General features: G+C 48.0%; 13 protein-coding genes. 5 read left to right on the forward strand and 8 right to left on the reverse strand.

Annotated elements, in window-relative coordinates:
* Nucleotides 1-39 precede the first annotated feature (39 nt).
* Nucleotides 40-5,451, reverse strand: a complete 5,412-nt coding sequence (locus H6570_09785; GenBank protein MCB9319562.1) for a hypothetical protein — start codon at nt 5,449-5,451, stop codon at nt 40-42.
* Between the two features lie 639 nt (nt 5,452-6,090).
* On the opposite strand from H6570_09785, the gene H6570_09790 reads away from it, so the two are divergent.
* Nucleotides 6,091-6,831, forward strand: a complete 741-nt coding sequence (locus H6570_09790) for a response regulator (GenBank protein ID MCB9319563.1) — start codon at nt 6,091-6,093, stop codon at nt 6,829-6,831.
* 66 nt (nt 6,832-6,897) lie between these two features.
* Here the strand turns inward: H6570_09790 and H6570_09795 are convergent, their stop codons facing one another.
* On the reverse strand, nt 6,898-9,294 hold the full coding sequence (locus H6570_09795) for a tetratricopeptide repeat protein (GenBank protein MCB9319564.1): 2,397 nt from the start codon (nt 9,292-9,294) through the stop codon (nt 6,898-6,900).
* A 349-nt stretch (nt 9,295-9,643) separates the two neighbouring features.
* Here H6570_09795 and H6570_09800 point away from each other — a divergent pair, with 349 nt between their 5' ends.
* Nucleotides 9,644-10,414: an arylamine N-acetyltransferase gene (locus H6570_09800; protein MCB9319565.1), complete on the forward strand. Its 771-nt coding sequence runs from the start codon at nt 9,644-9,646 to the stop codon at nt 10,412-10,414.
* Between the two features lies 1 nt (nt 10,415).
* Nucleotides 10,416-11,072: a CPBP family intramembrane metalloprotease gene (locus H6570_09805; GenBank protein MCB9319566.1), complete on the forward strand. Its 657-nt coding sequence runs from the start codon at nt 10,416-10,418 to the stop codon at nt 11,070-11,072.
* Nucleotides 11,073-11,115: 43 nt separating this feature from the next.
* Here H6570_09805 and H6570_09810 read toward each other — a convergent pair whose 3' ends face one another.
* Nucleotides 11,116-12,927, reverse strand: a complete 1,812-nt coding sequence (locus tag H6570_09810) for a CocE/NonD family hydrolase (GenBank protein MCB9319567.1) — start codon at nt 12,925-12,927, stop codon at nt 11,116-11,118.
* A gap of 342 nt (nt 12,928-13,269) precedes the next feature.
* Nucleotides 13,270-14,394, reverse strand: coding sequence for a DUF5009 domain-containing protein (locus H6570_09815; protein ID MCB9319568.1), 1,125 nt, complete (start codon nt 14,392-14,394; stop codon nt 13,270-13,272).
* A 312-nt stretch (nt 14,395-14,706) separates the two neighbouring features.
* Here H6570_09815 and H6570_09820 point away from each other — a divergent pair, with 312 nt between their 5' ends.
* Nucleotides 14,707-15,531, forward strand: coding sequence for a M48 family metallopeptidase (locus H6570_09820; GenBank protein ID MCB9319569.1), 825 nt, complete (start codon nt 14,707-14,709; stop codon nt 15,529-15,531).
* Nucleotides 15,532-15,569: 38 nt separating this feature from the next.
* Here the strand turns inward: H6570_09820 and H6570_09825 are convergent, their stop codons facing one another.
* From H6570_09825 to H6570_09835, 3 genes are read right to left on the reverse strand one after another with little or no spacing between them, the layout of a single operon-like run.
* Entirely contained in the window at nt 15,570-17,105 is a 1,536-nt protein-coding gene (locus tag H6570_09825; GenBank protein MCB9319570.1) for a hypothetical protein, read from the reverse strand.
* The gene (locus tag H6570_09830; protein ID MCB9319571.1) at nt 17,102-18,145 is read right to left on the reverse strand and encodes a DUF4249 domain-containing protein; all 1,044 of its coding nucleotides are present in this window, start codon (nt 18,143-18,145) and stop codon (nt 17,102-17,104) included. Before H6570_09830 ends, H6570_09825 begins: the two co-directional genes overlap by 4 nt.
* A gap of 1 nt (nt 18,146) precedes the next feature.
* Complete coding sequence (locus H6570_09835) at nt 18,147-20,852, reverse strand: TonB-dependent receptor (GenBank protein MCB9319572.1); 2,706 nt, start codon at nt 20,850-20,852, stop codon at nt 18,147-18,149.
* Nucleotides 20,853-21,243: 391 nt separating this feature from the next.
* Here H6570_09835 and H6570_09840 point away from each other — a divergent pair, with 391 nt between their 5' ends.
* Nucleotides 21,244-22,209: an alpha/beta fold hydrolase gene (locus tag H6570_09840; GenBank protein ID MCB9319573.1), complete on the forward strand. Its 966-nt coding sequence runs from the start codon at nt 21,244-21,246 to the stop codon at nt 22,207-22,209.
* A 25-nt stretch (nt 22,210-22,234) separates the two neighbouring features.
* On the opposite strand, the gene H6570_09845 is transcribed toward H6570_09840, so the two are convergent.
* Complete coding sequence (locus H6570_09845) at nt 22,235-23,938, reverse strand: glycoside hydrolase family 9 protein (protein MCB9319574.1); 1,704 nt, start codon at nt 23,936-23,938, stop codon at nt 22,235-22,237.
* Nucleotides 23,939-24,098: the final 160 nt, after the last annotated feature.

The following is a 24,098-nucleotide window of genomic DNA, read 5'->3' on the forward strand; positions in this document are numbered from 1 at the left end:
TGATCGCATTCAGATTTGAGCACCAAAGCAATCCGGCAACTAGTGCACGATGATGACCGGCCTGGACGTAAGCACGTTTCGGGAAATGACCTTCAATACATACCAGCCCTCCGACAACTGATAAGCAGGTATGCGGTCCTGGACCGTACCCCTGGAATATTCTTTTTCCCACCTGATACGGCCGGTGAGGTCGATCAACAGCATCCGGGTAGATTGATATTGATCCCGCAACGCCAGGTCAATGTTCACGTATTCATCTCCCGGATTGGGAAATACCTGCAGATGTTCAACATAACGGCTATCCTGCACCGCAGTCGATGCATCGATACCAAAAGAAAACTCCTCCGTACAGCCGTATTTGTCGGTCACCTGGACCCAATGGGTGTCCAGTGAAAGATCAATCGTCATAAAACTCGTATCACCATTATCCCATAACACCTGGAAAGGGCCTGTACCCGAAGTGACGAAAACAGATGCATCTCCCAAATCGCCATTGGGGTGGATGGACGTATTGATGGTCACCTGGATGGGTGGAGGATTCGTAACCATGACCGACTTACTTACCGTACATCCGAGTGAATCACTAACGGTCAATGTGTACTGGCCGGCTTTCGTCACTACCGGATCTGACAGATCCGACATGAAGCCATCCGGGCCTGACCAGGAAAAGGATGTTCCTACCATGGAGGTAGCACTTATCTGAAGGGTCCCGTTATTGCATGGAATAATACCACCGCTGACCTGCAGATCCGGTAACGAAACGTCTTTCTGAACCGTAAGCTGGGCACTATCCATACAGTTTTGTGTATTGGAGACAACCAGGGAATAATTACCGGGATCAAACACCTGAATCATCATATCCTCCGCAGAAAAACCATCCGGACCCGTCCATTGATACCGGATGGCATCTGCAGATATTCCGGTCAACAGGACGGAATTATTTGAGCAGGTTAGCAAACTGTCACCTGAAATAGTGACTGATGGGCTCGACAATAATGCCTGATATTCATCACTTCTGGGACAACCATTACGACCAGTGAACGTGACCTTATACAGGCCTTCCTGGTGAATATCAATCCAGGCAGAATCGGCACTGAAGTTGTCCGGACCTGACCAGGTAAATACTCCGGGCAAGGGATTGGATAATGCTGTCAATCGCTGGGTATGGTCCATACAATTGACAGTGCCCGCTGTGATATTTATGAGCGGAGATGCCGTATCCCGGATCACCGTTAAGCTTTTCTTCCTGGAGCATCCGTTGGCCCCTGTTACGAATACGAAATACTTACCCGGTGATTTTACCCATGGATTTGAATCAGGAAACACAATGGTATCAGCATAGGCCCAAAAGTAGGTTATGTCTGGTTGTGTGGACAAGACGGTGAGTTGAACGGAATCCTTCAGGCATGTCAGGGTATCATTTTTGACTGTAAAATTGGGCAACGATTGGTCGGCAATGACATCAAGCTCAAAAGTTGTAACGCAACCATTTGCCCCTTTGACCGCACCCTGATATATTCCCGCTTCGTTTACCCAGGGATTCATTTTCGCAGAAGTAAATCCTGCTGGTCCCGTCCAAGCAATCTGATACTGCTGCTGATCAACTTGGAGTGAAAGTTGCAACGAATCGACATCACAGGTTAGGGTATCGCTCATCACATGAACTACAGGTAGAGCGTTATCCTGGACAATGGTCAATGAAGCCATCGTAGTACAACCATTCGGTGCTGTCACCTCTAGGGTATAATCCCCAGGAATCTGCGTCCACGGATTCAGTTCACTGGAGTGGAAATTACCGGGACCGCTCCATGCATAGGTGTAATCGCTGACCGCCGGGCTCACAAATAGCCGCAGAGAGTCTTTCGAGCAGGTCAGCGTATCATTGTGCAATTCGAAGGCGGGCGGTGTCTGGTCGGACACGATCGTCAGCGAAGCCATCGTACTGCATCCATTCGGTGCTTTCACCTCTAGGGTATAATCCCCGGGAATCTGCGTCCACGGATTCAGTTCGCTGGAGTGGAAATTACTGGGACCGCTCCATGCATAGGTATAATCACTGACCGCCGGACTTACAAACAACTGCAGGGAGTCTTTCGAGCAGGTCAGCGTGTCATCATGCAATTCGAAGGCGGGTGGTGTCTGGTCGGACACGATCGTCAGCGAAGCCATCGTTTTGCATCCATTCGGTGCTGTCACCACCAGGGTATAATCCCCGGGAATCTGCGTCCGCGGATTCAGTTCGCTGGAGTGGAAATTACCGGGACCGCTCCATGCATAGGTATAATCACTGACCGCCGGACTTACGAACAGCCGCAGGGAGTCTTTCGAGCAGGTCAGTGTATCATCGTGCAATTCAAAGGCGGGTGGTGTCTTGTTGGATTCGATCGTCAGCGAAGCCATCGTTTTGCATCCATTCGGTGCTGTCACCAGCAGGGTATAATCCCCGGGAGTCTTCGTCCACGGATTCAGTTCGCTGGAGTGGAAATTACCGGGACCGCTCCATGCATAGGTAAAATCACTGACCGCTGGGCTCACAAACAGCCGCAGGGAGTCTTTCGAGCAGGTCAGCGTGTCATCGTGCAATTCGAAGGCGGGTGGAGTCTGGTCGGACACGATCGTCAGCGAAGCCATCGTTGAACATCCGTTGGGAGCTGTCACTACCAGGGTATAATCCCCGGGAGTCTTCGTCCACGGATTCAGCTCGCTGGAGTGGAAATTACCGGGACCGCTCCATGCATAGGTATAATCGCTAACCGCCGGACTGACAAACAACCGCAGGGAGTCTTTCGAGCAGGTCAGCGTGTCATCGTGCAATTCGAAGGCGGGTGGTGTCTGGTCGGACACGATCGTCAGCGAAGCCATCGTTGAGCATCCGTTGGGAGCTGTCACCACAAGCGTATAATCCCCGGGGGTGTTCGTCCACGGATTCAGTTCTCCGGAATGGAAATTATCGGGGCCGCTCCATGCATAGGTGTAATCGCTGACCACCGGACTTACGAACAGCCTCAGAGAGTCTTTCGAGCACGTCAGCGTGTCATCGCGCAATTCAAAGGCGGGAGAAACGGTGTCTATTGGAACCTCAATCGTTGTTTGTACCGCGCATCCCAATGGTGATGTAACGGTCAACTGATAGATCCCAGGAACTGTTACAGCTTCAGAAGAATTTGCACTGGTAAAACCTTGTGGTCCATTCCACAAGAAAGATGATCCGGTTATGCTGGAAGTACCATTTAACGTAACGGTTGGCTGATTGCAACTTAATGTTCCGCCCGAAGCCGTTACTACCGGCAGTGGATTCACGACAATGTCGATGGTGTCCATTGCACAACAGCCATTGGTAGATGTTACTGTTACGATGTAAGTCCCAGCATTCTTAACAGCAATTTGCTGGGTTGTCGCACCGGTCGACCAGAGGTAGGAGCTTCCCTCATGTCCGGCATTCAGATATGCTGTATCCCCTTTACACAATACCCTATCAGGACCCAGATCCACATTTAGATTATTCATAACGGTTACGGTCCAGTCGTAGTGCGCTGCATTACCACATGGGTCGGTTACATCCCAGGAATATTGAACGATCTGAGCTAGGCTTCCTGTCGTGCAATCCCCAGACTGGATGCTGGATGCCATCGTTATCCGGTCACTGACATCTCCGTAACAGGAATCAAATGCAGTAATTACCGGCATAGCTGGCATGACCTGATCACAGGTGATGGTAACATCAGGCAGCATACCTGTAAATACCGGGGCTGTAGTATCTAAAACATTGACCACAAAGGACTGGACTGTTTCATGACCGCAGTCATCGGCTACCGAATAAGTGTACGTTATCTGTTCGTAGATACCAATCGTGTCCGGAAGCTCACAACCAAATACTGTGGAAGAAATGGCTACCTGGATCCGGTCGGTTACGTCCCCCAGACAGGAATCGTAGGCTGTAATCTGATTTCCAATTTCAGGTAATCCTTCAATCGCAGAACCACAATAAGCAATTGCGGAACCGGAAGGCACACCGGATAACACCGGAGGATGCGTATCCTGTAACCGAACGATAACGTGCCTTTTCTCGGGGTTCTCATTTCCAGATGGATCATACAACGTCACCTCATACAAGTCCTCATAGGCAAATCCACAAATAGTCTGATGATCGATCAACGTGAATTTTGTAAAGTCATTTCCACACAGCCGATGATCATACGCCCAGTACTGAAGACTATCCGGAATATTGTAATTCGTTCCATCGCATTCAAAGGTAAGAACGGTATCAGCAGTTGGTGGCCACCAGATCGGGGCTATGGTATCCACAACGGTGATGAAGTAAGTACACTCACTGGTCTGATTGCCGTCTGAAACCCGGTACACGAAGCGGTTGATCCCATACTGATAAACGTAGTTCTCATATTTTGCACCACTCTCACCCAGATTCCGGTTCTGTGTTCCATAAAATATATCGTCCAGGTAATAATCAAACTGTGCTGAAACAATGCCGCAATTGTCAGAAAAAGTCGGCACCTCAAAAGTGAGTGGGGCAACCCACTGACAAGTGTCATTCGCCGCATTATCGGGTATATATACCGTCAGATCCGGAGGACATGTGATTGTCGGCGGTGTTAAATCATTCATCGATACATTGACCTGAACATCTTGCTCGCAAATAGAAAGTGCACTTGAGCGTTCAGACGACAAATAATTGGTAATGTGAATGGTATAAGCACCGGGTGATAATCCTTCCCAATGACTTGTCGTCACGGTTAGACCATTATTCAGGGAAAAGTAGGTCGGAAAGCAGGAGCCACCATCCGTAATCAATTCGATCGTTCCGTCATTTACTGCGGAACAACTTGCATCCGTTACATTAACCGCAACCACTTCGGGACAGATGAGATTAAAAGTCAGATTGACACAGGAAACAGTGATGTCATCCGGCAAACCACAAAATCCAATTTCCCAGTCCCCGTTTGGATTAATCCCCAAATCATTGAGTTCGGTAAAGTCATCGAAAGGCTGGTAGGACTTACCGGAAGGCTGGGCCACGTTAGCCGAAGAGAAAGGCAAATTGGGACAACCTTTAAATTCGATGTTCAGTGGTCCGTTTGAATAATTAGGGAAGCTATTGAGGCCTTCTTCCCCGGAGGCCAGCAAATAGATGCTGTCATTTGGTGCGCGGAGATAAATATTGCAGGCAAATCCGGCGGATTGGGAAAGGACTACCCCTACCCCGTCGATCCCGTAGTTATCAGCCCCCAGATTCCCGACACCGCTCACCGGAACAGAGATCCAGGTCATGGTGGGACAATTGGCAGTGATAGAGACATCGACTCCACAGTCCGCATTGGCAAAAAAAGCAATTTGGCTTAATGCTGAAGATACGCTGATCATGAGCAAAGCACCAATCAGGAGAACCGATTGATGCATCAGGCGGTTGGTGCGTTTGATTGAATAATAGTTCATGTTGGACGGGTTTTTCTTGTTCGATTAAATCACCAATAGCGATTCTTTCGTAACTAAAATTAGTCAGCGAGACCTCCCATCCTGTCTCTGTGGTTATGAGTGCATGTCTTCGATGTCATGAACGGGGGCATAGAGGTCATGAGCGGTAAAAGAGAATGAGATTTAGATTTAAGATTATTTGATTTAAGATTTGAGATTTGAGATTATGTGATTTGAGATTAATTGATTTGAGATTTTGGAATCTTACTTACACCCCAGAAAACCACAAAACCCTTGCCTCCCTGACTCCCTGATGCCCTGCATTACCCACCCCTGTTTCCCCTCCTGGGAGGGGACTAATTACTGCTGTTCTGATGTCTCTTCCGGCAAGCATAGTCAATGCATGGATGAAATCGTAACGAAGCCACAGCAGATGATATGCTTTGATTACAGATAATGTGATTTGAGATTATGTGATTTGAGATTTGAGATTAATTGATTTGAGATTTTGGAATCTTACTTACACCCCAGAAAACCACAAAACCAGAAAACCACAATACCACAAAACCACAATACCACAAAACCACAATACCTTTGCCTCCCTGACACTCTGATGCCCTGATGCCTTGATACCTCGCAACCATTCCATATCTTCATTTCATGTCCCTCAAGAAAAACATCCTGATCGTAGAAGATGAGCTCCTATATGCCTCCAGGCTGGAGATGCAATTGGAGTTGCTGGGCTACACGGTGGTTGGGAGCGCCGACAGCAGCGAAACGGCATTGGATATGATCCGGGAGAATGATGTTGATCTGATCCTCATGGATATCCACATCCAGGGAAATTATGATGGAGTTGAGTTGACTGAGCAGGTCCAAAAAATTCAACCGGTCCCGGTTATATTCCTTACCTCTCAGGAGGACGAAATGACCTTTAAACGGGCGGCGCGTACCAAGCCCGCCGGGTTTATCCTTAAGCCTTGTTCCGATGTACAGCTGCAACGTTCCATCCAATTAGCCCTGGACCAGGAGAAGCAGGAGACTATATCTGACAGCGACCAGGAAGCAACCAGGGTTATAGAAGAAGATCTGTTCATCCAGAAGAATCAGACCGTGCACCGTGTACCCATACGTTCCATTGAATACCTGGAAGCCGATGGCCGGTATTGCCGCGTGCATTGTGATCTTGGACTTTTCCTGGTGCGTAAACCGCTGAAAGAACTACTGAAATTGTTACCCGAATCCCATTTTATCCAGTGTCACCGGAGCTATGTTATCAATCTCCAACAGGTAGAAAAAATCGACCTGGAAGACGATCAAATTGTACTCAAGAGCCATCGGATCCCGGTCAGTAAACGGGAACGCGAACACGTCCTGGAGCGACTCCGGCTGCTTAAATAATGATTAAACTTCCGTTTGTTTTCCCCAGAAACCGCACCAGCTTGAAGAAGTGGGAACATTTGATACTCAGGAAATAGCCGGAAGTGTTACCGTGATCTTTGTACCATGTCCTTTTTCACTCTCCACACTAATAGTCCCCTTGTTTTGTTCCACAAGGTCTTTGCAGAGGACCAATCCCAGCCCGGTCCCCCGTTCGCCATAGGTCCCGGAAGTTGATTTATGAGAGAGTTCAAACAGCTGATTCAATTGCTCCCGATTCATTCCTTCTCCCTGATCAACAATCGATAGTTGAGTGATGTTGCCCAGTGACTTGGCTTCCAATTCAATAACCTGGCCCGTGAAACTGAACTTCAGGGCATTGGAAAGTAAATTCCTTAGGAGGGTATGCAAGGCATTCTTATCGGCAAATACCATACAATCCGAATCCACCCAAGGCCGGATGGTAATCTCTTTTTGCAGTGCGGTGGAAGTATAGATCGAAATCACCTCTTCAAAGGCTTTCGCTACACGGATTTGTTCAGGATGGTAAGGGATCACGCCCAATTGCTGCCGGGCCCAATTCAATAAATTGTCTAGCAATGCACTCAACTGGTGGGTTGTCTTTCCTACCAGTCCGGCGATCTTCTCCACCTTTTTGTGATCGCCTTTATCCAGGAAATAGGCCATCTGCTGGTCCACCGATTCCAGGGCTACCATGGGACTGCGCAAATCATGGGCAATGATACTGAAGAAGCGGTCTTTTGTATGATTGAGGTTTTGAAGTGTTTCATTTTGAGCTTGTAGCATGGACCTTGTTTTACGCAACTGGAAAAACAAATAAGTCCCAAATGCCAGTAATATTGCCAGGATTATGGCTGCAATCAAGTAAGCAATGTTTTGCTGTTTAAGCAGGGATGCATAGGCTTCTGCCTGCTCCGTTTGCCGGATGTGCTCATCCACCTGCTGTTTGACCTGCTCCTGTTTTAAGAGTTGCTGAGCGTTTTCCGTGAAGACGCTATCCTTATAAGCCTGATACGATTTTTGATGCTGCAATGCTTCCGTATAATCACCATTGAGCTCATATAAATGACTCAGTAATAAATGCGCTGACTGGAGCCTTGATTTACTCACCTTAAATTTTTCAGCGACTTCAAGTGCTTGTCTGGCATGTTGAATGGCATCTTTGTATTTGCCTTCATTTTCCTCAATATTGGATAAACCGATGAAAGCCGTTTGCAACAAGTGGGCATCCTGCATTTGTTCGAGCTTTGGCAATAAACCAAGGATTATTTGTTCACCATATTGGTTATTATCTGTTCTGGAATAAAGTTTGGCCATTTGAATTTTACTTTCAAAACTGCTCAATGTATCACCGACGGATAAATAGATCGAGTCGGCACGGGTATACATCTTCAGGGCGAAGTCAATGTTCTCCTGCATCTCATAAACCCGGCCTATCCGTAAGGTGATGTCTGCCGCATCTTCCGGAAAGCTTTGGATGATCTCGTAAGCTTGATTAAAATAATGCAGTGCCTGATCGTAGTCCAGCGTGGTATAAAATAAATTACCCAACCTGATCAGGACACGGCCTGTCCATTTTTTATCCGTCAATGCTTCATACAGCTTTTTGGAAAGTTCATAGTGACTTAAAGCCTCAGATATATCTCCGGCAGTGGCATTAAAATCACCCAGATACATATGCGCATACGCAATGTCCGATGAGTTTGTGTGTTCTGCGATCTGAACACCTGTCTCTCCTTCTGCAATGGCTTCCCGGTATTTGCCCATTTTCATTAGCAACGCCCCCAGGTACAAATGGCTTTGCAACAAATTAGCCAAACCATGATCTGCATATTGTGCACTTACACGACCCAATCGCGCATCTATGGGTGGAGCGCTTCTAAACGACTCAAAGATCCGGATGGACTGCCGGTATGCGTCCTCTGCCTGGACAAACTGGCCGTTTTTCTCATATTCCCAGGCTACCGCTTTGTATATATTGCCCAGGTTTTTGGGTGAAATTTGTGCCGAATCCGGGAACAGCGCATCCAACAATTCAATACCCCGTTCCGGGCTGTAGTCACCAAACTCAACCCAAATGTAGGTCGTGAAGGCGGTGGCATCCTGTGAGCCGGATTGAATGGCCAGATCCATGGCCTCGCGAGACGAGGTATAATAGTCACCTCCCTGATTGTATTCAATCTGTGCAATGAAATTGAGACATTCGGATTCTAAATCCAGCTTACCTAACCCTTCGGCAATCGGCAGAGCCTGTGTCGCATATTCCATTGCACGTGGGCTATTGCCTTTTAACATGGATTGTCGTGCAAGCCCGAGCAGTACATCCACTTTATCGGCACCCGGGCGCGCATGTTCGAGCATCAGCTGCAGGCTGTCCATGATGTAGGCATCAGGATCACTCTGGGCATGAAGTGACTTCGTTAGTAGAAGCGCAAGAGCGTACAGATAAAACAGGCGTTTCATGAGGAGTAAATTAAGCAATAATATGGTTTGATGCCTGCACCCTGATTCTGGAAAAATCTGCAACAACAAAGGCCAATGCGATTAACCTTTGTTAAGCGTGGAATTCTCAGCATTTGAAATTAGCCAACTCCTGCGATCAAATCGATCCAAGAAATCATAACCTTTTGAAGCCTGATAATCTCCAGCGTGCCGATAGCTTTAAGCAACCTTTTATTTCATCCACCAAAGGCTTGAATTGCACTTAAGATAATATTGGTCGGTCATTTAAATCATTTGATAGAAATATTAAATCACGAATTATTCGCTTGAAACAATTTTATCCATTCATTCGATTAAACCTCAAATAACCATGATTCGTACAGAATACCTGACAAGACTAGGACTGCCTGCTCCTGAACAATTTGATTTAGCCACACTATTCCGCGTTCACCGTCAACATCTCTATCGAATTCCCTTTGAAAACCTGGACATTCACGCCGGCCGTAAGATCGAGCTGGATATTGAACGCATCTATCAAAAAATTGTCCATGAGGTACGGGGCGGATTCTGTTTTGAACTGAATGGTTTATTCCACTGGTTCCTGCAGGAATCCGGATACACCTGTTATTTCATTTCTTGTGCCGTGTACATCCCACCTCAGGAAAAATACGGAGCCGATGGGGGTCATATGGCCATCATCGCCTCACTGGACAACCAGCTGTGGTTGGTGGATGTAGGTTTTGGCAATAGTTTTCCGGAGCCCATCGCACTTAATTCTACCGAAATCGTAAGCCATCATGGCCAGTATTACCGGCTGGATAGGGACCAAGAGGATCATTATATCCTTTATAACTCCAGGGACCAGCAGAACTGGATCCCTCTGTACCGTTTCAGGGATAACCCGGTACCTTTCAACTATTTTGAGCCATTCTGTGAATTCCATCAGACCTCTCCCCTCTCACCATTCACTCAGCGCAAATTGTGCTCCCAACTGGTGGAAGGAGGGCGCATAACCCTGGCAGGTAATACCCTGATCAACACCATCGATGGTCTGCGGGAAGAGATACCTGTTGAAGAGGAAGAATTTGACCATTACCTGCAGGAACTATTTGGTATTTCTATACAACATTCAGTTCAATAACATGACTTCAAAAACCAACTTTTACACTTATCTGGGGATTTTGATCTCCTATACGACGATATCCCTGGTCAACTGGCTCTTCAAGACCTACAACGGCGCAATGCTGAGTAACTCGCAGGCCGTCAGTAAAGAGCTGATCATCCTGGGCATGGTGGGTGTGCTCTTTCTGATCATCAGATTTGGTGAAAAGCAAGGCCTGGGCTCCATTGGATTGTATCCTCAGAATTTCGGCAGATCAGTTTTACGGGCATTATTCATTGCTGTCTTATCAGTGGCTGCAGTGGCCGTCGCTATCTTTATATGTCAGGCGGTAGGCTGGTCTTTCGGTGAGTCACATACTTTTGATCAATTGTCCCTATGGACGGTCACTTTGATTGTGATCCGGGCCGGCATTGCGGAGGAGGTATTTATGCGTGGTTTTTTGCTTGAAAGACTGAGTACCATAACAGGAAGTAAATGGGTAGCCGCTGCATTATCGCTAATCCCCTTTGCCCTCTTGCATTATCCCGGCCAAGGCTGGGCAGGTGTGCTCGTTTCTTTTGCTGCCGGCGGAGTCCTGACCTGGTTTTATTTCTGGAAGCGGGATCTGAAAGCAAACATAGTAGCACACTTCCTGGTAGATTTTATTCCAAATGTCGCCGCACAATGGTTTGTATGAACATAGTACCTCCATTCGTGCTATATCCAATATTGATCAATCATCACCGGTCGATCCGGGGCAATATGATCCGGGAAGGATGCATGGCGTCGTGGTAAATTTGATTTTCTGCTGAAATCAGCTCCTTATCGGTTGCTATTACATTGCCCGTATTGGGATTGGGATCGTAATGCGGTGCCATGCTGCTGGTGACATGCAGACGGATCCGGTGACCCTTTTTAAACAGATTGGAGGTATAAGCCTGGCCTATCCTAATCTTGTACACTTCCCCTGGATTCATCAATTCCTGTTTATCCAGGCCATTGCGATACCGCATCCTTAAGTAGCCGGCATCCAGACCATGCAAATTGACTGATGTACCATCCGGATAGACATCACACAGTGTGAAAGAAAAATCCGTGTCTTTCCCCGAGGAGCTGACATACAACTCTGCAACCAGTTCTCCGGTTATTTCCAGGTCCTGTTCCAGAGCTTCGGAAGTATAGACCAGTACATCTTTTCTTGATTCAATGGAACGCTGATCATAGGGATAGGATTTTTCATAGGAAATATCCCATACCGGATCGTTGGGATCAAAAACATATTGATCCGGTGATTCTTTTCCGGGCGCAACCAGGTCGAGTTTTCCATTGTTTTTATCCAGTGCGCTCCTGCCGGTACTGTGCAGATAATACGACACTGGCTGGGCACGCTTCAGGGGCCATTCTTTTTCAGCGCGCCATTTATTTTCACCCATCACAAAAATATTCACTGGTGCCACCTTGATATCCATGTCAGGTTCCTTCAGGATACCGTCATACCAGTTCAATAATTCGTAGTCATAGTCCATTCCGGCATTGGTCCCGAAGTCCATGATCCCAAATTTTGTCTTGCGACTGTTAAGTGAAGTATGATTCCAGGGCCCCAATACCAGTCTGGTCTTTTCTCTAGCCACCGGTGATCCGGATTCCCTGGTCATCTTATTAAATGCCCGGGTAGCTCCTTCCGGCCCGTAAGAAGCATCATACCACCCGCTTAACAGAAAAACAGGATTTTTGAATTTACCAAAGTCCTGCTCCACATTCAGAAAATCCCACCAGGCACTCAAATCCGGATGCGACAACCATTCGTAATATTCGGGTGCATATTGCTTCAAAAGGGGCATATCAGCCAACGGGCGGTAATTGTACCAGGGGCGCCGGTCCGTGGCTTCCCATGCTTCTGTAGCCGGCTCATCATCCCAGGGACCTGACCTATCGCCGGCCCGCTTGCGTTTATCCGGTATAATGTATGGCATGAACCAGTCCAGCCACACGGCCGAAAAGGCACCGCCAAAATACATAAAGTGATGGCTGCCAACCGGCGTCATCTCCGGAGCCGCCGCAGCCAGGTGTGGAGGAGCTTGCGACATGGCCAGCCATTGTACAATTCCCGGGTAGGAACCACCATAAGTGGCCACTTTTCCGTTACACTGCGGATATTTGGCCACCCATTCGATTACATCATAGCCGTCCGCCTTTTCGTTGCGGTAGGCTTCAAATTCTCCTTCGCTGCGTAATCGCCCACGCACGTCCACCAAAAAGACCAGGTATCCCCTCCGGGCTGCCTTGATGGGAAATTCAGCATAACCATCGTAATCATCGATCCCGTAAGGTGTACGGTAAACGATGGCAGGGTAAGAACCGGGGGCTTCCGGACGGTACAAAATGGCACCCAGCTTAACGCTATCCGACATGGGAATCATGATCTCCTCCCGTTTCAGATTATATGAATGCTGAGCGGCCAGGGTCCCGGTCAGCAATACTAATATCGTCAGCAGGGTGCAAACCCGTTTTTGACCCATCATCCGGGTGTTGTGGTGGTTGAATTGATGCATGTGCTAAAGATAAAAGGTTAGCTTCAGTCTCAGGCAGTAATGAACCATCAAAACGAAGGTTATCGCTCAAGGCCCTAACTATCGTACATTGTACTTTCTGGCGATTGATCTAATTCGAAAAACAGTACATTTTCCTCAATTCGCCTCCATTTGCTTCCTCAATTCTTCAAATCAATTCTTCACTACACGGATCTCAAGATTTTCCGGACGGATGTTTTTGAGCAGGAGCATCGATTTGCCGTCCCGGCGAACATCGTAATTAGGTATGGCGTAACCCGATTGTGGATATAATCCTTCCATAACCAGTTCCGCATTGCCAAAATCAAATTCGGATAGCCCGGCTTACACTTTCAGGAATATTTTCTTCTTCCAGAGAATGTACAAGAATATCCAGGCGGTCATAACATAGGCTGTAGCGCCCAGGAGTTCCGACCAGCTTTCCGGGAAAAGATTGATCAATCCACCAAATAAAAACTTGGATGTATGCCCGAAATCAATGACAGAACCAGCTAAATAAATGGTGATGGAATTCATCCCAATGACCCTGAAAAAGAACGTCCATTTTTGGTATTTCCAAATGTCGATGACCAGATAAAACAGAGAGAATAACACCATGCTCATCCCACCTACATAACATACGAAAGAACTGGACCACAAATATTTATTGATCGGAAAGATCAAGTTCCACAACTGTCCCAACACAATCAACAGGATACCGGCTCCCACCATGTAGCCTATTTTGCGATAAGGCAGGTCCTGCAGATAAGAAGAACGGATGAACTGGCCGGTAAGCATTCCCAATAGAGCAGTTGAAATGGCAGGTATGGTTGTCAGAATACCTTCACTATCTCCGTATTCGTAACAACAAAATTTACCGGGAAGTAAAAGGCGATCGATGTAACCTGAAAGATTGCCCTGCATGGAGAATGGATCCGTATCTCCCAGGTCCGGTGCATGCGTAAAACGAAGCAACAACCAGTAACCAATCAGGATTCCCCATAGCCAGATAATCCTGGCCCGCGTGTTGGTGTTCATAAAGATCAGCGCGGCAAACATCCAGGCCAGACCGATACGGCCCAATACACTACCATAGCGCATATTGGCAAAATCAAACTGGATGGCGTTGTTGTAAATGATACCCAGGAGTACCAGGATCAATCCACGGGCTATGACATGGCGATACAATGCCTTACGGTTCTCCTGGCCATGGTAACGTTTGGCCATCGAAAACGGAAAAGAGATACCTGCGATGAATAAAAATAACGGGAAGATCATGTCATAGAAATGGAACCCGTGCCATTTCCCGTGTTGTAATTGTCCTGCCCACCATTCCAGTATGGGCCAGTGGGTCAAAGCGGCCAGAGCGACAAAAATTCCTTCGCCCCCCATGATCCAGAACATATCAAACCCTCTCAGTGCATCCAGCGAGAGCAAACGGCCGGATGTTTTGTTGCCTTCATTTTCCATTTTGCCAATTGCGATTTAATGATCAATCCTCGCAAATACAGTCCGTTGAATTTAATACTATTTTCAGGTTATCCGGACGAAAGCATCCACACGCAGACTATTTTTTCGTTTACGGGTCAATTCAACGATGTCGTTGGCGCCCCGGCAACCCGGTTTTTGAACCATTTGGTACACACCATAAAAAACGGCGAAGTGTTAAAAAAAGAGGCTTAAAGTAATTTTCCGGGTTTATTTACCTCCTGCCCGCCTCTGTTCGTCTTAAATACTTGGCGTTTTCCTGCTCCACACTGAACTTCAATAAAAAATCAGAACATGAACCTTTCCCGACTCCATTCACTCAAAGGCTTTGAGTATCAGCACCCCAGAGATAAAAAAGCCATGCGCGCGCTACAGGAGACCAAAGGTATAGAGCGCGTCGTGAAGAAGTTTTACGATATGGGCATTGAAAAGATCATCAAACTGCAATCCACCGGCAGCAGCCTGGCAGCTACACCAAAGGCTTTCCCGGAGTTAAACCGGGCTCTTGATACTGCATGTACCATTTTGCAGGTTCCTACACGGCCGGACCTCTACATCCGCCGGTCGGAGGCACTGGATGCCATCACCCTTGGAGTCGAACACCCGATCATCCTGCTCACTTCAGAAAGTGTAAACCGCTGTTCGCATCAGGAGTTGCTGTTCATCTTCGGCCGCCAGCTGGCACACATTCAAAACAACCACATCCTGTACAAAGAAATCGGATTCATCTTTCCTGAATTGATAGACACCCTCGCTCCAGTAACTCTGGGACTAAGTTCCTTACTGTCCGGCGGGCTTCGTTATGCCTTGTTTTACTGGGAACAAATGGCGGAATTTACTGCTGACCGTGGTGGGCTGCTTACCTGCCAGGATGTACCGACAGTTAAGTTATTGCTGGCTAAGATTGCCGGCTTACCTGAAAAACACTGGGGTAATTTTGATCTTGAGGCCTTTGAACAACAAGCCCGGGAATATGAACTGGAAGACGAAAAGACGTTCGAAAAATTCATGCGCTACCTATTTGGAAATAATACCATGGCGGTAGCCCGGGCAAGCGAACTCACCAATTGGATTGAATCCGGTGATTTCGGAGCCATGATGACGCTCCATGGCCGGTGATCTGGATATTGAAAAGAGTAAGAGGCGTAGAGGCCAGGTTACTTCACTTTAAAGTCCTTAACGGACTGCACCAGGTGCCGGTTTTCCAGTCGGCACTCGGTATACCGGAACACTCCGGATTCATCACTGTGCAGATAACACCCGGGACTGTCTTTGACAACCTGCAGCATAGGGACAGGTACTAATACTGGAGTAGCTCCCTGAGCCTTACCCGGTTTAAACCATTCATAATTACTACCCTTCGTCAATCCGGTGATATTGATTGGTTTTGATCCGGTTACGTAGCTGGGTTTAGTGATGATCTCAATGATACCGTTACGAGCGATCGGTCCGAATCGTTGACGTGTTGTATTTAATGAACGGTACAAGCGAATTGCCGTACACTGATCAAATGGGATCTCAAAAAGCTGCTTGATATCCGGCTGGAATACACCATTGATCATAAGTTTAGGAGCGTCATCAAACCAGTTCTTCACATCCGCATTAAGAACCCGAATGGAATGATTATTACGCTTGTTGATGATCTTCAGGGGCAGGATCACTTCTCGGATGAAAAGTTCGAGTGATTCGAAAGCCAGGTATTTACTCAGATCGTATTCGTCATCATACTGGCTCAGCACGGTTGCTGTGGTGTCTATCGGAATCGCAGGCTGCATATAGTTAAATATGTGGGCGACCAATGTTCTTTTTTCCTCTTTCTCCAGCAGGGCATTATACAGGCTTTCCGGTACATCCGCCGGCATGAGGTCATCCGGTTGCCAAAGAGATGGCGGCAACATTGCTGGCGGCAGATCCAATAGTTGGCCATCGGTCAACCTGATAAACTGAAAGTCTTTCCGTCCTTCAAAATCCGCTACCATAAAACTGCCCTGCTGTTCCTCCAGGTCCAAGGGCAACGCCTGTAAACTGTTTATATCGTAAGCCGTCACCTTACCGTCCAGATTAGCCTGATCAAGGTGAATGCCCAGTTCATATCCGTAGCGCGTAGACAAATCAGCGGCACGGTAGGAGCGCCAGGAACTGAGGGGTAACCATTCCTGCAAACCTACCCATCCAAGGGACATACCCGGTTGGCGTTCCAGGCAGATCTGTTTATCAATCGACGATTCCGGTATTGGCTCATTAGCGGCAACCGGTTCTATATTGTCTTTAAAGAGAAAATATTTCTGGTCTGCTTTACCCAAAACCTGGATTACCTGGTCACATTCTTCCAGCACCTGGGTATAGGTTTCATTCCACAGCGCCAGCGAAAGGATATAGCTACCAGGAGTAAGTGATTCTCCGGTGGCGTGCTGTCCAATCCAGAAAGCAGAATCTGGCCGGATGGACCACCGATCCAGTATCGTACCATTGCGGTCGGAGAGCGAGCCATGGATGACCGGATAGCGGTTCTCCCTGAGCAGAAAATTATCGAGCGCCATGCCATACCAGATCCGTTCACCGGGCATGATAACCGGTTTGGGTACGGTCAGAAATACTGTCATCGTTTCCCTCTGCGAAAATCCACTCAGGGGTATGATCAAGTCCAATAATAGGATGACCAGGAAGCGTCGGGAAATTCTGAAACCACTCATGGGAAATAGTCAGGTTTAACCAGGGTACTGTTGGCAATTTTCAGACAGTCATGGCAGTAGTCGTGTAAGGTTGTCATGGTAGGATCCAGACATAGTGGAAACACTTCGATGCCGAGGTCAAGGCTATTGGTAAAAAACCGCTTTTCTTTTACAGCAGCTACGGTAAAATTCCCCAGTACTTCCTCCCCGGAATCGTTGGCATTGTACATATTACCACGCACTTTGCCCAGCGGTGAATCGAACAGGCCAATATCCTGATTTGCCAGTTTTGACACTTTTTCCCAGTACAGGTAAGATTCACGGCTGATGGTATGCTGGTAGATATGGAAGCAATAGTTGAAGGAAAAGCGATGGTCCGGTTTGGTAGAGAAAAATAATTCGTGGTCAATTTTCGCGTCCGGCTCGTCAATACCCGAAAACACCGTAACCTGACCATAATCCGGGTATTCTTTCGGATAACAATGCCGTGGATTCAGATCCATAGCACCCTCATATTCCCAAAAGTCGTATTCGCCTACGATCCGGTAGAGATTATTGGTTTTCTGACCATCCACCTGCATATCCGCAGACAGAAAGAGCCCTACTTTCAGGACCGGTGTGATGGCATTGTCACTGGTCAGTTCATTGGTCTCGAACTTCTGGGGAGATACATCAAAGTCACTTTCTTCTGTGGGTATCCGTTCATACGCCGAGTAATAGGTTTTCCCATCCGGGGTAATTACCTCAGCACGGTAGGACTTGCCGGCTGTTCCTTTTGCCATGACACGATAGAAGCCCTCGATCTCTTCTGTAAATTGTATTCGTTCTCCATCTTCACTTTCGACATATACGGTAGCGCCTACCACCGGTTGTCCGTATATCGGCCCTCCCTGCCTCACCGGTGCCGCTTTCAGCACGATGATTTCCTGGGTCTCCAGGCTGTCGGTAAACTGTCCGGCAATATTGATTGCGTCAGTAGATTCCTTGACCGGAAACGGGATTTCATCCACGCAACCAATGGTCATAAAAATCAACAATATGCAGATCTGAAGCCTTTTCATACTACCATTCAAGATTATAGGTGATGGAAGGGAATATGGAGCCTAACACTGCCAGCCGGTAGGTGGAAAGGCTTTGGAATGGTTTCTGCCTGAAGTAAATGGAATACGCGTTCTTCCTTCCCAGCAAGTTGTAGATGGACAGGGACCAGCTACTCTGAAATTTCCGGTCCTTGCGGTAACCCGGAAACAAATTCGCCGAAACATCCATCCGGTAGTAATCCGGTATCCGGTATTGATTGCGGTCGGAGTATATGGGAACGTTGATAACGTGCCAGTCGGTGTATTTACCGGTAGGTGCCGTAATAGGGCGGCCGGTATTATAGGTAAAACTCACATTAAGACTCAACCGCTGCATGAGGTTGAAGTTAACCAGCATGGTCACATCGTGAGGCTTGTCAAAATACGAAGGATACCATCTGCCCTGATTGACATTCAGCTCGGGGATCTCTGTTTTTACCCTGCGGATGGATCGGCTGTAGGTATAGGACAACCGGCCGGAAACCAATCCCAGGTTTTTTTTGATGCTGACCTCCAGACCGTAGTTCCTTCCGTCCGCCGGGACCAATTCCGTCTCCAGGAATTCATTGCCCAACAATTCCGGAAAATCCCGGTATTCCGGCACATTCCTGAGGGCCTTAAAATAGACTTCTGCAGAGGTCTCCCAAACATTGTTGTTGAAATTGCGGTAATAACCCAGGCTGATGCCGTCAGCTTTTTGTGGTTTCAGGTAGGTATCCGCCAGTTTCCAAAAGTCAACCGGAGTAGCCGCTACGGTATTCGAAATCAAGGACAGGTATTGATAGGTACGTGTCGCTCCCAACTTTAGACTCGCCGTTTCCGTCAAACGGTAATTGACCGAAATCCGGGGTTCCAGTCCAAAATAGGTATCGATAAGTTCCCCGGAGCCAAAACTTACCGTATCGATGGCTTCTCCATAGCTGACCGACTCCCTGGTACCGGCGTAGGTCCGCACCCGTTTGGCGCCCTGCAACGCAAATCCGCTCAGCCGGAGTCCTGCTGAAAAGGAAAGCTTATCCGAAAAATTTTGTTCGGTCTCCACGTACAGTCCACCTTCCCATCCCTGCTCTTCCGGAGTCGACTCTTTCACGACCAGGGATTCAGGATTATCGGGTCCGAGAATACCGGGGTTCACCTTGTAGCGGATCGCTTCGATACCTGCCACCCAGGTCGCCCGTTGATTCTGCTGAAATACCATCTCAGTACGTCCTTTCAGATAACCTATTCCTGTTGAGAACACCGATGGATTCAAAGGTTTCAGATCTCCGAGATCGCTGGTGTACAACCCGTAGATGACTTTGGTGTTTAAGTTGGCACGGTTACCGATCAGGGTATTGTAATAGGCGGCCAGTGACTTCGTGGAGTAATTAAAACGAGCCTCATCGGCAAACCGAAAATAGTCGCTTCCCTGATAGCCTTCCAGTCCTATGCTCGATTTATTGGTCAGCCGGTGATCCAGTTTCCCTTGAAAATCAAAGAATGAAACGCGGCTTTTCTTCACCTGTGGCTCATTGACCAGCTTGAGAATCCAGTTGATGTAGGAGATCCGGCCACCGAGTACCAGTGAAGTTTTATCCTTTACCAGTGGACCGTCCAGCGACACTTTGGAGGACATGACTCCTATTCCCGCCTTGAAAGTCCAGTCTTGTTTATTCCCTGTCCGCATGCTGGTGGCCAGAACCGAAGAAAGACGACCACCATATTTAGCTGGTATATTTCCTTTAAAAAGTTTGACATCGTCGACCAGGTCCGGATGAAATAGCGAAAAGAAACCTAGTGCATGGCTTGGGTTAAAATAGATGATATCATCCTGGATGATCAGGTTCTGATCGATGTTGCCACCTCGTACATTAATACCGCCCACGCCTTCTCCCGCAGTACTTACTCCGGGCAATGCGATCAGGCTTTTAAGGACATCAAATTCTCCCAGAAATGCCGGCAATTTGGCAATTTCTTTCATATTGAGCTGTTCAATGCCCATCGTCAAAGACCGCAGGTTCTGGTCAGCCGCCTTCTCAGAAACGACAATTTCTTCCAGTTGCAGGCTCGCACGGTGAATGAAAATATCATGACTGCCGTTGCCTGCCATGACCAGCGGAATTTCCTTTTGTTCCATACCGATGGATGTAACCACCAGCACATTTTCTCCCACGGGAAGCTGTAGGTCATAGGAACCGTCCACATCCGTCACCGTGGGTTCTCCCCCATTCTGTGGTATGATGGTGGCCCCAATGATGGTTTCACCGGTCTCTTCATCCCGCACGACACCTTTGAGTTCTAATCTATTGGAAAGTGGTGCACCAGCCTGCAGGTTGCCAATCACGACGACCTCGGTTTTCTTGTCCTGCTTGTCTGCCAGGGCTGAAAGCAGCTTATTACGGCGATTCCATGCTTCCAGCGGGCGGGCGGCGTCTGCGTAGCTGACCACAATCCAGGTGTTCGCATTGTATACGATACAAGTAAGACCAAGTGATTCGAGCCAGTGGTTAAATTCTGAATGCAGGTCCTTATTCCGGTCCCAGGTGAATTGAAGTTTATCCCCGGATAAAGCACGCGCGGTATCAGAGAAAACATGGACATCGCCCCAGGATTCTACTGCCGCACGGATTGCTGACCAATCACCGGAAATATTGCTGGATGGAAGATTTTGTGACCAACCCCGGACTACCAATAGTAATCCGAAACACATTAAACATAACTGCGTTAATGTTATTCGAAGGCTGCTACTCTTCACTCGATTCACTTCGGCATTTGCTCGTTAATCCTTCTTCATGGTTCCGGCTACAATTTTATGTAAAACCGCCTTGCCATAAAACACAATCCATTAAATATCAGCCTATTATTAATAAATACAGTGATAATATCCTGGTATTCAATGTGTGTTTCACCGAAAAAACATGAATTGCATTAAAGGTATATCCTTTTTTTGCTTATCTGAATTTTGCCGGCTGAAAAGCGACGAAACCGATGATTGTGAGGACGTACCGGCTTCTAACCTCCATGAATATAGACCGATAAGCAGCAATAGCCTGAAAAAACACGGCGGCCACCAATCTTGGATAAAACCTATTTTTGCAGGTATGCCTATTTTGGACGGGACATCCTACCGGCCGCCCTGGTATCTTCCAAGCGGTCATCTGCAAACCTTGTATCCTTATTTTTTCAGGAAAGTAAGGCCTGAATATATGCGGGAGCGTATCACGCTTCCAGATGGTGATTTTGTTGATCTGGACAGCCTAAGGCAACACAGTAAAAACCTGGCATTTCTTTGCCACGGACTGGAAGGAGATTCCAGCAGTCAGTACATCCGCGGAATGGCAGACTTCCTGTACCGGCGGGGCTGGGATGTGATCGCACTTAATTTCAGGTCCTGCAGTGGTGAGCCTAACCGGGTCCTGCAGTCCTACCATCACGGCGAGATCAGGGATCTGACCTACCTATTGGAACAATTAAACGCAAGTGGAGAATACCACCGGATCGTGCCGATAGGTTTCAGCCTGGGTGGGAATGTGGTCCTGAAATACCTGGGCTCGCATGGTGAGCAACTGCCGGATACCATCCACGGGGGTATTGCTGTAAGCGTGCCAACCGACCTGCTCAGTTCCAGCAGGCGTCTGGATCAGTGGGATAACTGGATCTACACCCGCAGGTTCCGGATGAATCTAAAAGAGAAGTTTGAAGCAAAGGATCGGCTGTTTCCCGGGGTTCTTGATATGCATCGCTGGAATGAAGTCAAACGTTGGGAAGACTTTGACAACACCTATACATCAAAAATATTTGGATTTCGTGACGCCTATGCATACTACGAGCAGGGCTCGGCAAATAATTTCCTGCAAGGCTTACGGCGTCCTACCCTGTTGATCAATGCATTGAATGACCCATTTTTAGAGACTCCCAGTTACCCTTACGAACGGGCTAAAGACTCCCGATTCCTCCATCTCCTGACACCCAAGGAAGGAGGCCACGTAGGATTTCCCCTGGCAGGCACCACCGAAACCTGGGAAGAAAGGGTTGCCTGGGAATTTATTCAGGAGTACCTGGCTTAGAGCCTGGCGGGATGGATGAAGTGATTTAATGTCCGGCAAAATAAGCCATCACATAGATCAGTGTGGCTGTACCATCCATTGTCGGCTCATTGGTTGAATAATCCCCGATATCATCGTGATAGACCACTGTCGGATTTTGGAAAGCTGCATATTCATCCGGATTCTGCATAGTGAGGCCCTGTAATTGCTTAAAGATGCTGGCTTTCACCGGTCCATCCACTAGTCCCCCGCGAACGACCTGATGGGTGAGCGCATAGATACTGGTGTGTACATCTTTCGGGTAATCTCCATCAAAGGGTACACCGGTGACCATCGTTGTGCCCCAGCTATTGGTCCCCAATAACCAATCCCTCGTACGGAGCAGCAGCGGATGATAGGTGATGTCACCGGTCATTTTTTCATATTCGATGATTTGGATGATGAGGGCAGCCGCGACATTGTTCGAACACCAGATAAATGGATGTCCTACCCCGAATGGCGACTGTTCCGCACGTACGAGTGTAGCTTCCAGGCTCTCCCGGTAATAGCCTGCCAGCGTATCCTGGAATTTCTTGTCTACCCAGGGAAAGAGGGCTGCATGTCCCATGTTGACGAACGGATAGATCTCATAATGCCGGGCAGTGTCGTAGCGCTGCACACTGTGAGCCCCAATCATCCGGGCATATTTCTTGGCTTCATCGATGAAGGAAGGATCCCGGGTGGTGGCATACATTTCAGCTGCCGCCCATTCCATATCATCAGCCCAGGTATTTTCCAGGTAACGATATGGTGCCCCGTAAGAATTACCCTGCTGATACCCGGGTTTATCTTTTCCCAGGTTGTACAGATGTGCCGCAGCATCCAGGTATAATGCAGCCTTGACCACTTCCTCCTTATTCCACCAGATGCGGCTGGCAATGGCACACGCAGCTGCTGCCCTGCCGGCGATATTGGCAATACCGGTGGCCTGGCTCTTGTATTTGCCCAAACCCTGCGGAAGGCCATTGGCAGCATACACAGGCCGGTAGGAATTGGGGCCCCAACCGTAATCGGATGAGTCCGCTTGCGGCCACTTCCATCCAATATGGTCACGGTCATCGGCCACCTGATGAAAAAGGCTGGTAGGATCCGGATGCATCCTGATGATCCAATCGAGTCCCCAGCGCGCCTCATCAAGGATATCTTCCCAGTCGTTGGCTCCCGGGTCCCCGAGTTCATCGTAACCATCGTTCCAGCCTCCGGGATAATCCTCATAGGCTTTCAGTAATATCCCGGTGGCAAAGGTCGCCGTGATCATGTATTTCAACTGATCGCCGGCATCGTGCCATCCGCCTCTGGCATCGATAACCACACTATCACCCTGAGGACCATAAAATGAAATTCCATCTTTAGCATGGCAATAATTCCCGATGAAAGGATTGTATCCACATTGTTGCTGACGCATGAATTCCAGTCCTGCTTCGCGCGCCTCACCATATAAGGAGGGGCCGACATGAATGGTGTCCACCGGTGTATTTCCGCGATAGAGAACATATGCCCCTTCTGTGTTCAGTTTAGTGACATCAATAGCATAATAGTTCCAGTTACCCCAACCTTCCTGCTCCAATGGCTGGAGGTTTACAGGATAGGCTTTCAGATCTGCCAGGCGCCGCCAGATCAGCGTGCCCTCCCCGACCGGCTTTTCCGCCATAAGGATAACCCGCTTGTTCTCATCGGGTAGATACCCCAACAGGTTGTGCCGCAAGACCATATTCTGTGCAATGCTCTGCGTGGCACCAAGCAGCAATAGTAAATTGGTTAAAAGGAAATACGCCCTCATAGTTTATCAATTCTTCCGCTATCTGTAAAGATAAACGCTGATTCACGAATAGCTCTTAAGAAATGATATTTTGTTATCATCTGTCAAGTCT

The sequence above is a fragment of the Lewinellaceae bacterium genome, assembly GCA_020636135.1.
Taxonomy (GTDB): Bacteria; Bacteroidota; Bacteroidia; order Chitinophagales; family Saprospiraceae; genus JAGQXC01.